The sequence below is a fragment of the Microbacterium sp. W1-4-2 genome (genome assembly GCF_058349885.2).
Map to the genome: position 1 here is coordinate 35,349 of NZ_JBYRJC020000005.1, position 15,267 is coordinate 50,615.

Here is a 15,267-nt window from a genome sequence, read left to right on the forward strand (position 1 = left end):
GCCGGCCGCTGCCGTCACTCGTCGACCTCGATGCGCTTGAGGCGCGACGCATGCCCGCGCACGATGCGCACCCGGCTCGGCGCCACGCCGAAGTGGGCGGCCAGGGCCCGCTCGACGCCCTTGTTCGCGGCGCCGTCGGCCGCGCGCTCGCGCACGTGCACCACGAGGCCCTCGGCATCCTCTGCCACGAGAGGCCCCTTGCGACTGCCGGGTTTGACGCGCACCGTGAGCTGCATGCCGTCGAGGTTAGCCGCGTGCGGGGATGCCGGTGGTATGCGGTAGACTTCTTCGGTTGCCGTTCGATCGGCCGCGGATGAAGAGAGCTCACGCATCAGGCGTCGGGCACCGCGCAACGACCAGAGAGGGGACCGCTTTATGGCACTGGATGCAGAGGTCAAGAAGGCGATCATCGAAGAGTACGCGACGCACCCCGGTGACACCGGTTCCCCCGAGGTGCAGGTCGCGATGCTGACGCAGCGCATCAAGGACCTGACCGAGCACCTGAAGGAGCACAAGCACGACCACCATTCGCGTCGTGGTCTGTTCCTGCTCGTCGGTCAGCGCCGTCGTCTGCTGGGCTACCTCCAGGACATCGACATCAACCGTTATCGGTCGCTGATCGAGCGCCTGGGGCTGCGCCGCTAATCGCAACCAGCGTTCAATCGCTCCAAACATTCTTGGAAGGCCGCCCCTGGGCCCACGCGCCGGAGGCTCCGCGCATCGCGTAGCGATGTGTGGAGTGGCGTGGGGAGTGTGGGGCGGCCTTCGTCGTTCCCGACGGGCGCACGAGCAAGGGCCCCCGGCCGAAGCCGGCGGCCCTTGCTCGTGATGCCGACGGTCAGCCGGCGACCTCGACCACGGTCGTGCCCACCCGCCTGCCGTCCACGGCGTAGGCGACCGAGCCGAGGTAGCTGTCACCCGCCGTCAGACCGGACCACGCCAGTCCCACCGGCACGACGTCACCGGCCGTGACCTGGACGGATGCACCCGATGTCACGGCGAGGCTGCCGCCCGAGGCCGTCGGGACCAGCCACGACTGCAGGTCGAACGAGACCGGCGTCGCCCCGACGGCCCAGCCGTGCACGTACATCGTGTACGTCCCGTCGGCCGGCTGATCCAGATCGATCTGCTCGTCCGTGCCGCCGTTCGTGGACTTCGCGATGACCTTGCCGTCGCGCACCAGATAGACGTCCAGGTCGTACGGGTCGGGCAGCTGCAGCTTCCAGCGCGCGTGGTCCACACCCGACAGCGAGAACGCGATCTTCGTCACGCCCAGGTCGTCGTCGGCGCTCGGGAAGGTCTGGTCGGGGTCCTGCGTCACCGTCGCGTTGTTGTGCGTGGTGCCGACCAGACCGTGCGCGGTCGCGGTGAACGCCCCCGACACACCCAGGGCCACCTCCGCCGTCGCCGTGCCGCTCGTGCCCGTCCCGTGCACCGTCGCCGGTGCCTGGATCGCGACGCCCTTCAGCGCGATGGGGCTGCGCACCTCATAGCCGGTGCCCTTCCAGGTGAGCGCTCCGAACTTCCACGCGCCCACCGCGGCTCCGGTGTTCTCCACCGTGACGGTGAAGGAGGCCGACGCGCCGGGCTCGATCTGCAGCGACGACGGCGACACCGAGACCGCGTAGCCCTCGGGCGACTGCACGACAGCATCCGCCGACAGCTTCTTGGCCGACACGTTGGTGACCGTGCGGGTCACGGTGGCCGAGCCCGCGACGTCCTTGACGCCGATCGACGGGTAGTTCAGGTTCGCCGCCGTCGTGGGGATCCCCGCGTTCGCCAGCGCCGCACAGGTGGCCGCGGGGTTCGCGAACGCCGTCCGGCCCTCAGCGCACAGGAATCCGAGGTAGTCATTGAAATCGGCGTCATAGACGAGACCCGGTTGGAAGGCCGATCCCTTCTTCGCCGGCTCGCCGAGCATCGCGAATCCGGACCCGGTGGCGAACGGCGTGGCCGGCGTCACCCGGTCGTTGTCGCGCACCGCCGTGTACGCCTGCGTCATCAGTGCCGACTTCGCCGTCGCCGCCGACCAGTTCGGGTGCGCCTGCTTGAGCAGCGCATACGTGCCGGCCACGACGGGGCTCGACATCGACGTGCCCGCGATCGCCTGCCACAGCTCACCCGACGGCGCGCTCGCATCGGACGGGAACGGCGTGTTGCCGGCCATGATCTGGGCGCCGGGGGCGCTGATGTCGGGCTTGATGATGTCGGCGTTGGGAACCGTCTCGCCGCGGCTGGAGAAGAACGCCATCGTCGGGCTGTACATCGGCAGCGTGTTCACACCGTCGTTGACCAGCTGCGCCGTCGGGTTCTTCTGCCCGTTGACCCAGGTGCGGATCTGCTCGCCGGGGGTCTTGTCGGTCATCACCGTCGGCAGGGCGAAGTCGTCCGAGAACATCGTGTCGACGTCGACGGCGTTGAACAGCACCATGCCGATGCCGCCCGCGCGCTTGACCTCCGCGCTCTTGGCGACCCGGCCGTTCTGCCCGCGTTCGCAGAGCACGATCTTGCCCGTGACCTTCGCGGGGTCCAGCGAGTCCTCGATGCACAGGCCGGGGTCGGCCGCCTCGGGCAGGCCCGCCCTGGCCGCGTCGACGATCGGAGCAGGTGCCGTGCCGAGCGTGATGGAGGTGCCGTTGAACACCTGACCGTCGCCCAGATGGACGGATCCGGCGTAGTTGCGCGGCAGGGTCGTCGCCCCGACCGCGGTCACCCACGGCACGTTCGACGGGCCGCCGATGGTCTTCGGGCCGGGCCCGTTGTTGCCGGCCGAAACGGCCGAGAACACGCCGGCGTCCGCGGCGTAGAGGAACGAGATCGTGTCGGAGCTGACCACACGGGCACCGCCGCCGATCGAGTAGTTGATGACGTCCACGCCGTCGGCGACGGCCTGGTCGATCGCTGCCGACAGGTCGGAGCTGTACCCGCCCGCGTCGCCCAACGCCTTGTAGGCGATGATCTGCGCGCGCGGGGCGATGCCCGACACGATGTCCTTCGTCACGCCGAACACCTCGGACTGCACGTCGGCGCCGCCGGCGGCGGTCGAGGCGGTGTGCGTGCCATGACCCTCGTTGTCGCGCGCGGAGTCGAACTCGTCGCGGCTCAGCCCGGTGTTCGCCTTGTAGGTGTCCAGGAACTGGCGGGCGCCGATGATCTTGTGGTTGCAGCTGAACGGCGTGTCGTTCGGGTTCCACGCGGTGTTGCCGAAATCGCACGTGGTGCCGTTCACGGGCGCGAGCGTCTTGCCGGCGGGCAGGGTGCCGTCGTCGGCGAACATGGGCTGCTCGGGCCAGATGCCGGTGTCGATGACGCCGACGATCGTTCCGCTGCCGTCGATCCTGCTCGCGTAGGCGCCCTTCTTCGAGGTGAGACCGAGGAACTCGTTGAGCGCATTGGCGACGGTCGGGTCGTCCTTCGCGGCCTGCACCTGCTCCGCGACGGCCTGCGGATAGCGCATCTCGTCGGGGATCACGGCCGCGACGCCGGCCTGCTTGGCCAGGCGCTGGGCGGACTTCTGATCGACCGAGACGGCGAACCCGTTGAGCGCGTTCGTGAAGTCGGTGGTCTGACGGGACGCCGGGACCCCGGCATCCTCGAGCACCTTGTCGTGCGACTTCTTCATCGCGCTGCGCTTGGTCTTCGCCACCGCGCCGTTCAGGTCCTGCCTGTCGACCGAGCGCAGCAGCGGGTCGGCCTTCATCACGACGATGTAGCTGCCCGTCGCGCTCTTGTCGACCTGTGGTCCGCCGTCTGCGGGGTCGCCGGACGGCGCCGCCGACGCGGGGGCCCACGTGCCCATCTGCATGGCGACGGCCACTGCCACTGTGGTGGCAGCGGCCGCGAACCGCTTGCGAGACTGTGATCTCGTCATGCTCAATCTCTCCCTCGGGATCGGGTCTCTTCGTCGAGACTCGGTGAACCCGCGCCCAGCGCGGACTTCCCCGTACCGTAGCCGACCCTGTGTCTCGACTGAGTGAAACCTGAGAGAATCTTCATAATCGGCCGAATGCGATGCTCTTCAGCCGACGTGCGTCACCCCGCGATGAGGTCGGCGTGCCAGCGCGCCGCGACGTCCGGGTGGGCGCGCAGGCGCGACTTCAGTGCGTTCTCGCCGTACAGGGCATGGATCGGGTTGGCCGGATCACGGGTCACCCCGGGCGCCTGCGCCGCCAGCTCGGCCGGCAGCTCGATGAGCGGCAGCCGGCGATCCAGCTGCGGGTTGAAGAAGAACGGCACCGAGATGCGCTCGTCCGGCCAGGCCGGGGACACGACCCGGTGGTTCGTCGCGGTGAGGTATCCCTGCGTCGCGTACTCGAGCTGCTCGCCGATGTTCACAATGAACGCACCCGGCACGGGCGGGGCATCCACCCACCTGCCGGCGCGCTGAACCTGCAGCCCGCCCTTGCCCGGCTCGACCCACAGCAGAGTGAGCACCCCGGAGTCCTTGTGCGCGCCCACGCCCTGCCGGGGCGCCGGGTCGTCGACGCCCGGGTACCGCACGATCTTCGTCAGGGTCGAGGGCTCGCCGAAGTGCGCGTCGAAGTACGATTCGTCGGCGCCGAGCGCCAGGGCCCAGGCGCGCAGCAGCCGGCGGGCGACGCCGCGCAGGCGATCCTCCCACTCGCCGACGACCTCGCGCAGCTCGGGCAGGGCCGCCGGCCACAGGTTCGGACCGATCAGCCGCGCGTAGCCCGGTGCGCCGTCCCAGTCGACGGCCGCGCGCTCGGGCCCGATGTCGATCTGCTCGCGCCAGTCGACCCGGCCCTGCGTGCGCTCGCCGCCGACCCGCGTGTAGCCGCGGAAGTGCGGGCTGTTCACGTTCTCGATCGCGAGCTTGTCGGCCTCGGGCAGCGCGAAGAACGCTCGTGCCGTGCGCAGCAGACGCTCCTCGAGCGCGTCCGTGATGCCCGTTCCGGTCAGGTAGAAGAACCCGACGTCTCGGGTGGCGGCGCGCAGCTCGTCGCGGAAGCGGGCGGCGGCGGCCGGGCCGGCGTCGAGCAGCGACAGGTCGAGGATCGGGAGGTTCAGCGACGTCATGGTCCGACGGTAGAGGGATGCCGCGGCTCGCGCGCGCCGTGTTGCCCCACGTGAACGCCCGGGTCGGAATGTGACGCGGCCGGTCGCAGTCTGCGGGTTGAGCACCCGGCGGGGGAGCGGGTAAGGTCTAACTTACTGAGGTTCGCCTTACCTGACATGAACGGGTCCGCGGAGCGCGGGCGTCGCACGACGCGAGGGCAGCCGACCTTCCCCCACACATCGAGATCGGACACCCCGTGCTCGCAACGTTCCTCATCGGCCTGCGCGAAGGCCTCGAAGCGGCCCTCGTGGTCGGCATCCTCGCCGCGTATCTGAGCCGCGTCGGCCGCCGCGACGTGCTGCCGCGACTGTGGATCGGAGTAGGCCTGGCGATCGCGCTGGCCGTCGGCGTGGGCGCCGTGCTCACGTTCGGCGAGTACGCGATGACGTTCCAGGGGCAGGAGATCCTCGGCGGCACGCTGTCGCTGGTGGCCGTCGCCATGGTCACCTGGATGATCTTCTGGATGCAGAAGACCTCGCGGCACATGAAGAAGGCGCTCGAGGGCCACCTCGACCGGGCGCTCGCGTCCGGCACCATCTGGGCGCTCATCCTGGTCGGCTTCGTCTCGGTCGCGCGCGAGGGCGTCGAGTCGGCGCTGCTGCTGTGGTCGATGACGCAGTCGTTCGGGTCGTCGCCGACAGTGCTGCTGGGCGCCGTGCTCGGCTTCGTGGTCGCCGCCGTCGCCGGGTGGGCGCTGGCCAAGGGCATGCTGCGGCTGAATCTGCGGCTGTTCTTCGCGTGGACGGGCGGGTTCCTCGTCATCGTCGCCGCGGGCGTCCTCGCCTACGCGCTGCACGACCTGCAGGAGGCCGGCGTCGTCCCCGGTCCGTTCACGGCGCTCGCCCCGATCACGACGCACGGCACCGTCGCGGTCGGGTGGGCCGGGCTCCCGTTCGGCTGGGCGTTCGACGTCTCGTCGGTCGTCGCTCCCGGCGGCGCGCTTGCGGTGGTGCTCCAGGCGCTCGTGGGGTTCATGCCGCAGATGAGCTGGGTCCAGGTGATCGCCTGGGTGCTCTACGTCGCGCTCGTCGGCACCTTCTTCCTGCGCGGGCTGCGCGCGCCCGCGAGCACCGCGACCGCGCCGGCCGCGGCATCCCGAACCGAACCATCCGTGTCGGCGCGGGCCGTCTCACCGAGCACCGTTGCACCGACCACCGTTTCCCCGAGCACAGCACCCTCGCATCAAGGAGCCCGATGACCGCGCCTTGCGCCCTCGCCCTGTCCGCCGCCGTCGGCGTCGCCGCCCTCGCCCTGACCGGCTGCGTCGCCAAGAGCGACGTCGCCGCGTCTGACGCGCTGACGGTCACCGCCACCGACACGGCGTGCACGGTCTCGGCCTCCAGGGCCGCCAGCGGCACCCTTGCCTTCGACATCGCCAACACCGGCAGCCAGGTCACCGAGTTCTACCTGCTCGCCCAGGACGGCCTGCGCATCGTCGGCGAAGTCGAGAACATCGCACCGGGTGCGAAACGGACGCTGACCCTGGTGGCCCAGCCCGGCGACTACTACACGCTGTGCAAGCCCGGCATGGTCGGCGACGGCGTCGGCAAGGCGGCGTTCACCGTCGCCGGCGGCAAGGTCGAGGTCTCGGGATCGGACGCGGCGCAGAAGAAGAAGGCCGTCGACCTGTACGCGGCATTCGTCAAGGACCAGGCGGGGCAGCTGCTGCCGGCGGTCAAGACGTTCGCCGCCGCCTATGAGAAGGGCGACGACGCCGCCGCGAAGGAGCAGTTCCCGCGCGTCCGGTCGTACTACGAGCGCATCGAGCCGATCGCCGAGGCGCTGGGCGACCTCGACCCCAAGATCGACTTCCGCGAAGTCGATGCGAAGGCCGACGGCATCCCGTGGACCGGCTTCCACCGCATCGAGAAGGATCTGTGGGTGCCCGCGAAGGACGCGGTCAACGCCGACGACGCGACTCCCGCATGGAAGGACTGGGCACCGTCGACGCCGGCCGAGCGGGCGAAGACCGGCGCGCAGCTGGTGACCGACGTGCAGTCGCTGTACGACTACGCGCACGGCGGCGAGTTCGTCTCCACGCTCGAGGCCGACGGGGTCGCGCGGCTGTCGAACGGTGCGATCAGCCTGCTCGACGAGGTCGCCAAGAACAAGATCACCGGCGAAGAGGACTGGTGGAGCGGCACCGACCTGTGGGACTTCGCCGCCAACGTCGAGGGCTCGAAGATGGCCTTCTCGCTCGTGCGCGACCTGGCCGAGTCCTCGGGCGCCGAGGGCAAGGCGCTGGTCGCCGAGATCGACAAGGGCTATGCGGCCCTGCAGGCCAAGCTCGCCACGTACGGCGACGCCGACAAGGGCTACGTCGCCTACGGCAAGCTCACCGACCAGGACCGCCGCGACCTCACCGACCTCATCAACCGGCTCGCGGAGCCGCTGTCGCAGCTGACGCAGACGATCCTGGCATGAGCGACGGCAGGCGCACCGAGCCGACGGGCACCGAGCCGACGGACACCGAGCCGACGGACGCCCAGCCGCCGGGGACAGAGGCACCGGGGACGGAGGCGCCGGCGGCCGAGGCGAAGGTCACCGGGCTCAGCCGCCGCGGCCTGCTCGGCATGCTCGGCGCCGGCGCCGGCGGGCTCGTCGTGGGCGGCATCGGGGGAGCGGCGATCGGCGCGGGCATCGCCTCGTCCGCGACGCACGGGACGGGTCTGGTGCACCCGTTCTACGGCGCGCACCAGGCCGGCATCGCGACCCCGGTGCAGGAGCACCTGCACTTCGCGGCGTTCGACATGGCCGACGACGCCACCCGCGACGACCTCGTGTCACTGCTGAAGGACTGGACCTACGCGTCGTCGCGCATGACGCAAGGCCTGGACGTCACCGCCACCGGCGCCGTGGGGGGTTCGCCGCAGGCCCCGCCCGACGACACCGGCGAGGCGCTCGGCCTGTCGGCTGCGGCCCTCACGATCACGTTCGGCTTCGGCCCGGGCCTGTTCGCGAACAAGGCGTTCGGCCTGGCCGCACAGCGCCCGGCGCAGCTGCAGGATCTGCCGCCGTTCGTCGGCGAGCAGCTCGATCCGCAGCTGTGCGGGGGAGACCTGTGCATCCAGGCGTGCGCCGACGACCCGCAGGTCGCGTTCCACGCCGTGCGCAACCTCAGCCGCATCGCGTTCGGCCGCGCCCGCATCCGCTGGTCGCAGCTCGGGTTCGGGCGCACGTCCAAGACGACGGCCGACCAGTCCACCCCGCGCAACCTGTTCGGCTTCAAGGACGGTACGGCCAACATCCTCGCCGACGACCCCGAAGCGCTCGACGCCCACGTGTGGGCCACCGCCGCCGAGGGTCCCGCGTGGCTGGCCGGCGGCTCGTACCTCGCGGTGCGCAACATCCGCCAGCGCATCGAGACGTGGGACCGCGTGCGGCTGATCGAGCAGGAGCAGATCATCGGCCGCGACAAGGGCGAGGGTGCACCGCTGTCGGGCGGCACCGAGTTCACGGCGCTGGATTTCCACAAGAAGGATGCCTCGGGCCGCCCCGCGATCGATCCGAAGGCGCACGCGCGCCTCGCGCATCCGGATCTCAACCAGGGGATCCGACTGCTGCGCCGCGGCTACAACTTCGTGGGCGGCAACGACCTGACCGGCGACCTGTCGGCGGGCCTGTTCTTCCTCTCCTATCAGCGCACGCCGGACCGGTTCATCCGCGTGCAGCGCTCGGTGGCCAAGGACCTGCTGGCGGAGTACCTCGTGCACGTCGGCTCGGCGATCTTCGCGGTCCCGCCCGGGGCGAAGGCGGGCTCGTACGTCGGCGCGGGGCTGTTCGGCACCGCCTGAGTCCGCCCTCTCGACCGTGAGGAATAATCTCGACGGCACCACGTTCTATCAGATACATTCAGTTGCATAGAAACGGATGCCACGGCATCCCGGAAAGCGAGACTTCAATGAGCGGGAACACGACGAAAGAGAGCGCGGCGGACGCAGGAATGCAGTTCGGCCTGTTCTCGGTCAGCGACGTCACCCAGGACCCGACCACGGGCGTGACCCCGAGCGAGGCGGAGCGCATCCAGGCGACGCTCACGATCGCCAAGCACGCCGAAGAAGTGGGGCTGGACGTCTTCGCGATCGGCGAGCACCACAACCCGCCGTTCTGGTCGTCGTCTCCCACCACCACCCTCGCCTACATCGCGGCTCAGACCGAGCGGCTGATCGTCTCCACCTCGACGACCCTCATCACCACGAACGACCCGGTGAAGATCGCCGAGGACTTCGCGGTGCTGCAGCACGTGTCCGGCGGCCGCGCCGACCTCATGCTCGGCCGCGGCAACACCGGTCCGGTCTACCCCTGGTTCGGCAAGGACATCCGCCAGGGACTTCCGCTGGCCGTGGAGAACTACGCGCTGCTGCACAAGCTGTGGCGTGAGGACGTCGTGGACTGGGACGGCAAGTTCCGCACGCCGCTGCAGGGCTTCACCTCGACGCCTCGGCCGCTGGACGGGGTGCCCCCGTTCGTGTGGCACGGCTCGATCCGCACGCCCGAGATCGCCGAGCAGGCCGCTTATTACGGCGACGGCTTCTTCGCGAACAACATCTTCTGGCCTGCCGAGCACTACCAGCGCCTCATCGAGCTGTACCGCCAGCGCTGGGCCCACTACGGCCACGGTGCACCCGAGACGGCGATCGTGGGTCTGGGCGGCCAGGCGTTCATGCGCAAGAACTCGCAGGATGCGGTCAACGAGTTCCGTCCCTACTTCGACAACGCGCCGGTGTACGGCCACGGCCCGTCGATGGAGGACTTCACGAAGATGACGCCGCTGACCGTCGGCTCGCCGCAGCAGGTCATCGACCGCTACGCCGGCATGCGCGACCTGTTCGGCGACTACCAGCGTCAGCTGTTCCTCATCGACCACTCCGGCCTGCCGCTGAAGACGGTGCTCGAGCAGCTCGACCTGCTCGGCGGCGAGGTCGTGCCGGTGCTGCGCAAGGAGCTCGCCAAGAACCGGCCCGCGACCGTGCCGGACGCCCCCACCCATGCATCGCTCGTCACGGCGACATACGGCGACGGGCCCGTGCGCCAGCCCCGCCCGAACGCGAACCGCGGCGACAACGTCACCGGCGGCTCGCCCTACCAGGACAGCCCCGCCCCCGCCGGTGCAGCGTTCGGTCTGGGCGGCACTCGATGAGCGCCCGGCGCATCGCCGTCGTCTCGGCGGGCATTTCCACGCCCTCGTCGACCCGCATGCTCGCCGACCGTCTGGCCGAGGCGACGCTGCGGCACCTGGGCGAACGCGGGATCGAGGCATCCATCGACACGTTCGAGCTGCGCGACTACGCGCACGAGATCACGAACAACATGCTCACCGGCTTCGCCGCCCCCGAGCTGGAGTCGATGATCAACACGGTCGTCTCGGCCGACGCGATCATCGTCGTCACGCCGATCTTCACGACCAGCTACTCGGGCCTGTTCAAGTCGTTCATCGACGTGATCGACAAAGACGCGCTGATCGGCAAGCCCGTCCTCATCGGCGCCACGGCCGGCACGCCGCGCCACTCGCTCGCGATCGACTACGCGATCCGTCCGCTGTTGGCCTACCTGCACGCCGAGGCCGTCTCGACGGGTGTGTTCGCGGCGTCCGACGACTGGGGCGGCACCGGCGACCGGGTCGCGCCTCTGGGCGGCCGTATCGAGAAGGGTGCCGCCGAGCTGGCCGACGCCGTCGCACGGCGCGAGCCGGCGACCTCGTCCGACCCGTTCGATCCGGCGAACTACCTGCGCGGCGGCAACTCGTTCGAGAACCTGCTCGGCGGCTTCGCGGGGGACTGAGCTGGCGCGCGTCTCACAGAGTTCGGAGAATCCGGCGAAGTTCGGAGCCGAACACGCGAACGCATCCGAACTTCGCGCGATCGTCCGAACCCTGTGAGACGCTGCCACGCGGCCGATCGGGGCGGGGCCGTCGGGCGCGGGTGACCGGCTGCTGCAGCCCGGTGAGCCAGTCGCACCGTGTCAGGGTCACACTCGGCTCAGCCGCTCTTGCGGCGGAACTCGCGCTTGTGGCCGGCCCGGCCGTGCGGTTCGTGCACGGCGCTCTGACCGTCGAGGTGCGCTTCGCCGTTGCGGCTCTGGGCGTTCTTCCTGTCGAGCGCCTCGCGGAACTTGCGCTTCATCTCGTCGGATGCCGCAGACTGCGTGGTGTCGTCGTCGCTCATGCCCCAACCCTAGGCGAGGGGCTCGACTCCCGCCATCCCGCGCGACGGAGATCTCGTATGCCGGAACCCCTGGTAGGCTCGTGAAGGTTGCCGTCTGGCATCCGCTCAAATGAACACTGAGCTCTCCAGGAGCAGACCGGCAGGAAGCTGGTCTCCTGTGGTGGGTTCCTCTCCGGCCCGAGACCGTCGGCCCGAGGGTGATCTTCTACTGGTGACCAGCGCGGGCGGTCGTCGCGGCGGCGTGCGCCTTTCGTGCGCCACCGTGCGCTCATATCTGCCTGCTGCTCCTTCGGATCACTCGCCCGCGAGACGCGCGGACGAGTCTAAACAAAGAAGGAGAGACCTCTTGGAAGGTCCTGAAATCACCGCCGCCGAGGCCGTTTTGGACAACGGCCGCTTCGGCACCCGTACCGTCCGGTTCGAGACCGGGCGTCTCGCCCAGCAGGCGCAGGGCTCTGTCGCCGCCTACCTGGACGAAGAGACCATGCTGCTGTCGGCCACCAGCGCCGGCAAGCACCCGCGTGAAGGCTTCGACTTCTTCCCGCTGACCGTCGACGTCGAGGAGCGCTCGTACGCCGCCGGCAAGATCCCCGGTTCGTTCTTCCGCCGTGAGGGCCGCCCCTCGACCGACGCGATCCTGGTGTGCCGTCTGATCGACCGCCCCCTGCGTCCGTCGTTCGTCGACGGCCTGCGCAACGAGGTGCAGATCGTCGTCACGGTCCTGTCGATCGCGCCCGGCGAGTTCTACGACGCGCTGGCGATCAACGCCGCCTCGCTGTCGACGCAGATCTCGGGTCTGCCGTTCTCGGGCCCGATCGCGGGTGTGCGCCTGGCGCTCATCCCCGGTCACGGCGAGCACGAGGACCAGTGGGTCGCGTTCCCGAACGCCAAGCTGCTCGAAGACGCCGTGTTCGACCTCGTGGTCGCCGGTCGCGTCCTCGAGGACGGCGACGTCGCGATCATGATGGTCGAGGCCGAGGCCACCGAGAACAGCTGGAACCTCATCAAGGCCGGCGCCACCAAGCCGAGCGAAGAGATCGTCGCCGGGGGCCTCGAGGCAGCCAAGCCCTTCATCAAGGAGCTCGTCGCGGCGCAGAACGTCGTGGCGAACACCGCCGCGAAGGAGATCCAGTCGTACCCCGTGTTCCTGCCCTACTCGCAGGCCACCTACGACTTCGTGGCCCAGCGCGCGTACGACGACCTCGTGGGCGTCTACCAGATCGCCGACAAGATCGAGCGCCAGAACGCCGACGACGCGGTCAAGGACCGCGTCAAGGAGCAGCTGTCGGCGGCCATCGCCGACGGGTCGCTGGACGAGATCGCGGCCTCCGAGTTCTCGGCCGCGTACAAGGCCGTCACGAAGAAGATCGTCCGCGGACGCATCCTCGCCGAGGGCGTGCGCATCGACGGGCGAGGCCTTGCCGACATCCGTCCGCTGGACGCCGAGGTGCAGGTCATCCCGCGCGTGCACGGCTCCGCCATCTTCCAGCGCGGCGAGACCCAGATCCTGGGTGTCACCACGCTGAACATGCTGAAGATGGAGCAGCAGATCGACTCGCTGTCGCCGGTCACGCACAAGCGCTACATCCACCACTACAACTTCCCGCCCTACTCGACCGGTGAGACCGGCCGGGTCGGCAGCCCCAAGCGCCGCGAGATCGGTCACGGGTTCCTGGCCGAGCGCGCGCTCGTGCCGGTGCTGCCCTCGCGCGAGGAGTTCCCGTACGCGATCCGGCAGGTCTCCGAGGCCCTCGGGTCCAACGGCTCGACCTCGATGGGCTCGGTCTGCGCGTCGACCCTGTCGCTGCTGAACGCCGGTGTGCCGCTGCGCGCTCCGGTCGCGGGCATCGCGATGGGCCTCGTGTCCGACACCGTCGACGGCGAGACCCGCTACGCCGCCCTGACCGACATCCTGGGAGCCGAGGACGCCCTCGGCGACATGGACTTCAAGGTCGCCGGCACGAGCGAGTTCGTCACCGCGATCCAGCTCGACACGAAGCTCGACGGCATCCCGTCGTCGGTGCTGTCGGCTGCCCTCCAGCAGGCGCACGATGCGCGCATCACGATTCTGAGCGTGCTCAACGCCGCGATCGACTCGCCCGACGAGATGGCCCCGACCGCGCCGCGCGTGATCAGCGTGCAGATCCCGGTCGACAAGATCGGCGAGCTGATCGGCCCGAAGGGCAAGACGATCAACGCGATCCAGGACGAGACCGGCGCCGAGATCTCCATCGAGGAGGACGGCACCGTCTACATCGGCGCGACCGACGGCCCGTCGGCCGAGGCCGCCCGCGCCCAGGTCAACGCGATCGCCAACCCGACCAACCCCGAGGTCGGCGAGCAGTTCCTCGGCACCGTGGTGAAGATCGCGACGTTCGGCGCGTTCATCTCGCTGCTGCCCGGCAAGGACGGCCTGCTGCACGTCAGCGAGGTCCGCAAGCTCACCGGCGGCAAGCGCGTCGAGAACGTCGACGACGTCCTGTCGGTCGGGCAGAAGCTGCTCGTGCGCATCACCAAGGTCGACGACCGCGGCAAGCTGTCGCTCGAGCCGGTGCTCGAAGAGGCCGCCGAGGCGGCCCCCGCCGAGACGGAGGCCGCTCCGGCCGAGGCCTGAGCGAGAGTCACCCGGCGCCCGTGCCCCCTCGTGGGGCACGGGCGCCTTTCGTTTCGGCCGGCCGGATCCCCTTCGTCCGCCGCCCTTCGTCCACTGCAGAGGGGACGAATTCGCGCGCGGCGGCCAAAGCGTTACGGAATGTTTACCCCAGCGCTGCTTCAGTGCCCTTCAAGGTCGGGGCCGTCACCTACGCTCGAAGTACGCGCCGGGGGGCGCACACGAACAGCGGCCACGGATCATGGCGATTCGTGAGGGGGTGGGTATGGCGGACTTCAGTGTCGGGTCCGACGCGCGAGCAACCGGGGGGCACTCCGCGGCGGGTGCCGCGCCCGCCCCATCCGCGGTTCCCACACCCGAGCGCGCCGCCACGCCGCATCCGTCCGCGCCGATCCCGGTGCAGGGTCGCGCCGTCGGGGCCGACCTGCGGGTCGCCCTGGGCGAGACCGGGCACAGGATCTTCCCCCTGATGCTCGGCGGGGCCGAGTTCGGCTGGAACGTCGACATCGAGTCCAGCCACGAGATCCTCGACGCGTATCTGGAGCGCGGCGGCGACGCCGTGCACACCTCCGACAGCTTCGCCGGCGGCCGCAGCGAGCACATCATCGGCGAATGGATGCGCACCCGCGGCGTGCGCGACGAGGTCGTCGTCGCCGTGCGCGTGGGCGCCCACCCTGATCACACCGGACTGGATCCGGTGAACCTCGTCCGCGGGGTCGAGGCATCCCTCACCCGCCTGGGCACCGACCGCATCGACGTGCTCTATCTGAACGCGGGTGGCGGCATGGTGATGATGGAGGAGACCCTCGCCACCGCCGAGTGGCTCGTCGACACCGGCAAGGCGCGCGCCATCGGGGCGTACGGGTTCGCCCCCGAGCAGCTCGTCGAGGCGCGGATCCTCGCGTCGGCCGGTTACCCGCGGATCACCGTGCTGGACGTGCCGTACAACGTGCTGCGGCGTCGCGACTTCGAGGGCGACCTCAAGCTCGTCGCGGGTGCCCAGTCGATGGCGGTGACGCCGTCACATGCGCTCGAGCACGGGTTCCTGTCGGGACGGCACCGCTCGCGCAGCGCCGTGGTGCGATCGGTGCGCGGCTCGCAGCTGGCCGGCAGCATGAACCGCCGCGGCAACCGGACTCTCCGGGCCCTCGACTCCATCGGCGCGGAGCTGTCGGTGCCGACCGCCGCGGTGGCCGTCGCCTGGCTGCTCGCCCAGCCGATCGTGACCGCCCCGATCGTGAGCGCCTACGCGCCCGCTCAGGTCGACGAACTGGTCCGCGGCGTCGGCGTGCCGCTCAGCCGAGCCCACCTCGCCGAGATCGCGCGCGCGGCCGAATAAGCACGGGGTTCGGCGACCCGAGGGGTCCGAACCTCGCCTAGTGTGGAAGAGGGCCTTCAGGCTCGGTGAACCTCCC

General features: G+C 70.0%; 12 protein-coding genes. 8 read left to right on the top strand and 4 right to left on the bottom strand.

Annotated features, from left to right (window positions below; translation table 11 throughout):
- Window positions 1-14: 14 nt before the first annotated feature.
- Window positions 15-236 (bottom strand): DUF167 domain-containing protein, encoded by a 222-nt coding sequence (locus AC3RX0_RS16075; protein WP_491507020.1) that lies wholly within the window; start codon window positions 234-236, stop codon window positions 15-17.
- Window positions 237-375: 139 nt separating this feature from the next.
- Here AC3RX0_RS16075 and rpsO point away from each other — a divergent pair, with 139 nt between their 5' ends.
- On the top strand, window positions 376-645 hold the full coding sequence (gene rpsO / locus AC3RX0_RS16080; RefSeq protein ID WP_491501784.1) for a 30S ribosomal protein S15: 270 nt from the start codon (window positions 376-378) through the stop codon (window positions 643-645).
- A gap of 193 nt (window positions 646-838) precedes the next feature.
- Here the strand turns inward: rpsO and AC3RX0_RS16085 are convergent, their stop codons facing one another.
- Complete coding sequence (locus tag AC3RX0_RS16085; protein WP_491507021.1) at window positions 839-3,871, bottom strand: S8 family serine peptidase; 3,033 nt, start codon at window positions 3,869-3,871, stop codon at window positions 839-841.
- Window positions 3,872-4,032: 161 nt separating this feature from the next.
- Window positions 4,033-5,037, bottom strand: coding sequence for an isopenicillin N synthase family dioxygenase (locus tag AC3RX0_RS16090; protein ID WP_491507022.1), 1,005 nt, complete (start codon window positions 5,035-5,037; stop codon window positions 4,033-4,035).
- Between the two features lie 236 nt (window positions 5,038-5,273).
- Between AC3RX0_RS16090 and efeU the strand changes: the two genes are divergently transcribed.
- The 5 genes from efeU (at window position 5,274) to AC3RX0_RS16115 (ending at window position 10,858) form a co-directional block, all read left to right on the top strand.
- A complete protein-coding gene (efeU, locus tag AC3RX0_RS16095; protein ID WP_491507023.1) occupies window positions 5,274-6,275 on the top strand; it encodes an iron uptake transporter permease EfeU in 1,002 nt (333 codons plus the stop codon).
- Window positions 6,272-7,501 (top strand): iron uptake system protein EfeO, encoded by a 1,230-nt coding sequence (gene efeO / locus AC3RX0_RS16100; protein ID WP_491507024.1) that lies wholly within the window; start codon window positions 6,272-6,274, stop codon window positions 7,499-7,501. Before efeU ends, efeO begins: the two co-directional genes overlap by 4 nt.
- Entirely contained in the window at window positions 7,498-8,871 is a 1,374-nt protein-coding gene (gene efeB, locus AC3RX0_RS16105; RefSeq protein WP_491507025.1) for an iron uptake transporter deferrochelatase/peroxidase subunit, read from the top strand. The genes efeO and efeB overlap by 4 nt, the downstream gene beginning before the upstream one ends.
- 149 nt (window positions 8,872-9,020) lie before the next feature.
- Complete coding sequence (locus AC3RX0_RS16110) at window positions 9,021-10,217, top strand: LLM class flavin-dependent oxidoreductase (protein ID WP_491507103.1); 1,197 nt, start codon at window positions 9,021-9,023, stop codon at window positions 10,215-10,217.
- Window positions 10,214-10,858 (top strand): FMN reductase, encoded by a 645-nt coding sequence (locus tag AC3RX0_RS16115; RefSeq protein WP_491507026.1) that lies wholly within the window; start codon window positions 10,214-10,216, stop codon window positions 10,856-10,858. The genes AC3RX0_RS16110 and AC3RX0_RS16115 overlap by 4 nt, the downstream gene beginning before the upstream one ends.
- A 197-nt stretch (window positions 10,859-11,055) precedes the next feature.
- On the opposite strand, the gene AC3RX0_RS16120 is transcribed toward AC3RX0_RS16115, so the two are convergent.
- Window positions 11,056-11,241: a DUF5302 domain-containing protein gene (locus AC3RX0_RS16120; protein WP_491507027.1), complete on the bottom strand. Its 186-nt coding sequence runs from the start codon at window positions 11,239-11,241 to the stop codon at window positions 11,056-11,058.
- 346 nt (window positions 11,242-11,587) lie between these two features.
- On the opposite strand from AC3RX0_RS16120, the gene AC3RX0_RS16125 reads away from it, so the two are divergent.
- Window positions 11,588-13,855, top strand: a complete 2,268-nt coding sequence (locus AC3RX0_RS16125) for a polyribonucleotide nucleotidyltransferase (RefSeq protein WP_491507028.1) — start codon at window positions 11,588-11,590, stop codon at window positions 13,853-13,855.
- 262 nt (window positions 13,856-14,117) lie between these two features.
- A complete protein-coding gene (locus tag AC3RX0_RS16130) occupies window positions 14,118-15,191 on the top strand; it encodes an aldo/keto reductase (RefSeq protein WP_491507029.1) in 1,074 nt (357 codons plus the stop codon).
- Window positions 15,192-15,267: the final 76 nt, after the last annotated feature.

Coding starts and splice junctions, on each gene's coding strand:
- AC3RX0_RS16075 (WP_491507020.1), bottom strand. CDS start 236: ATGCAGCTCACGGTGCGCGTCAAACCCGGCAGTCGCAAGGGGCCTCTC.
- rpsO (WP_491501784.1), top strand. CDS start 376: ATGGCACTGGATGCAGAGGTCAAGAAGGCGATCATCGAAGAGTACGCG.
- AC3RX0_RS16085 (WP_491507021.1), bottom strand. CDS start 3,871: ATGACGAGATCACAGTCTCGCAAGCGGTTCGCGGCCGCTGCCACCACA.
- AC3RX0_RS16090 (WP_491507022.1), bottom strand. CDS start 5,037: ATGACGTCGCTGAACCTCCCGATCCTCGACCTGTCGCTGCTCGACGCC.
- efeO (WP_491507024.1), top strand. CDS start 6,272: ATGACCGCGCCTTGCGCCCTCGCCCTGTCCGCCGCCGTCGGCGTCGCC.
- efeB (WP_491507025.1), top strand. CDS start 7,498: ATGAGCGACGGCAGGCGCACCGAGCCGACGGGCACCGAGCCGACGGAC.
- AC3RX0_RS16110 (WP_491507103.1), top strand. CDS start 9,021: ATGCAGTTCGGCCTGTTCTCGGTCAGCGACGTCACCCAGGACCCGACC.
- AC3RX0_RS16115 (WP_491507026.1), top strand. CDS start 10,214: ATGAGCGCCCGGCGCATCGCCGTCGTCTCGGCGGGCATTTCCACGCCC.
- AC3RX0_RS16120 (WP_491507027.1), bottom strand. CDS start 11,241: ATGAGCGACGACGACACCACGCAGTCTGCGGCATCCGACGAGATGAAG.
- AC3RX0_RS16130 (WP_491507029.1), top strand. CDS start 14,118: ATGGCGGACTTCAGTGTCGGGTCCGACGCGCGAGCAACCGGGGGGCAC.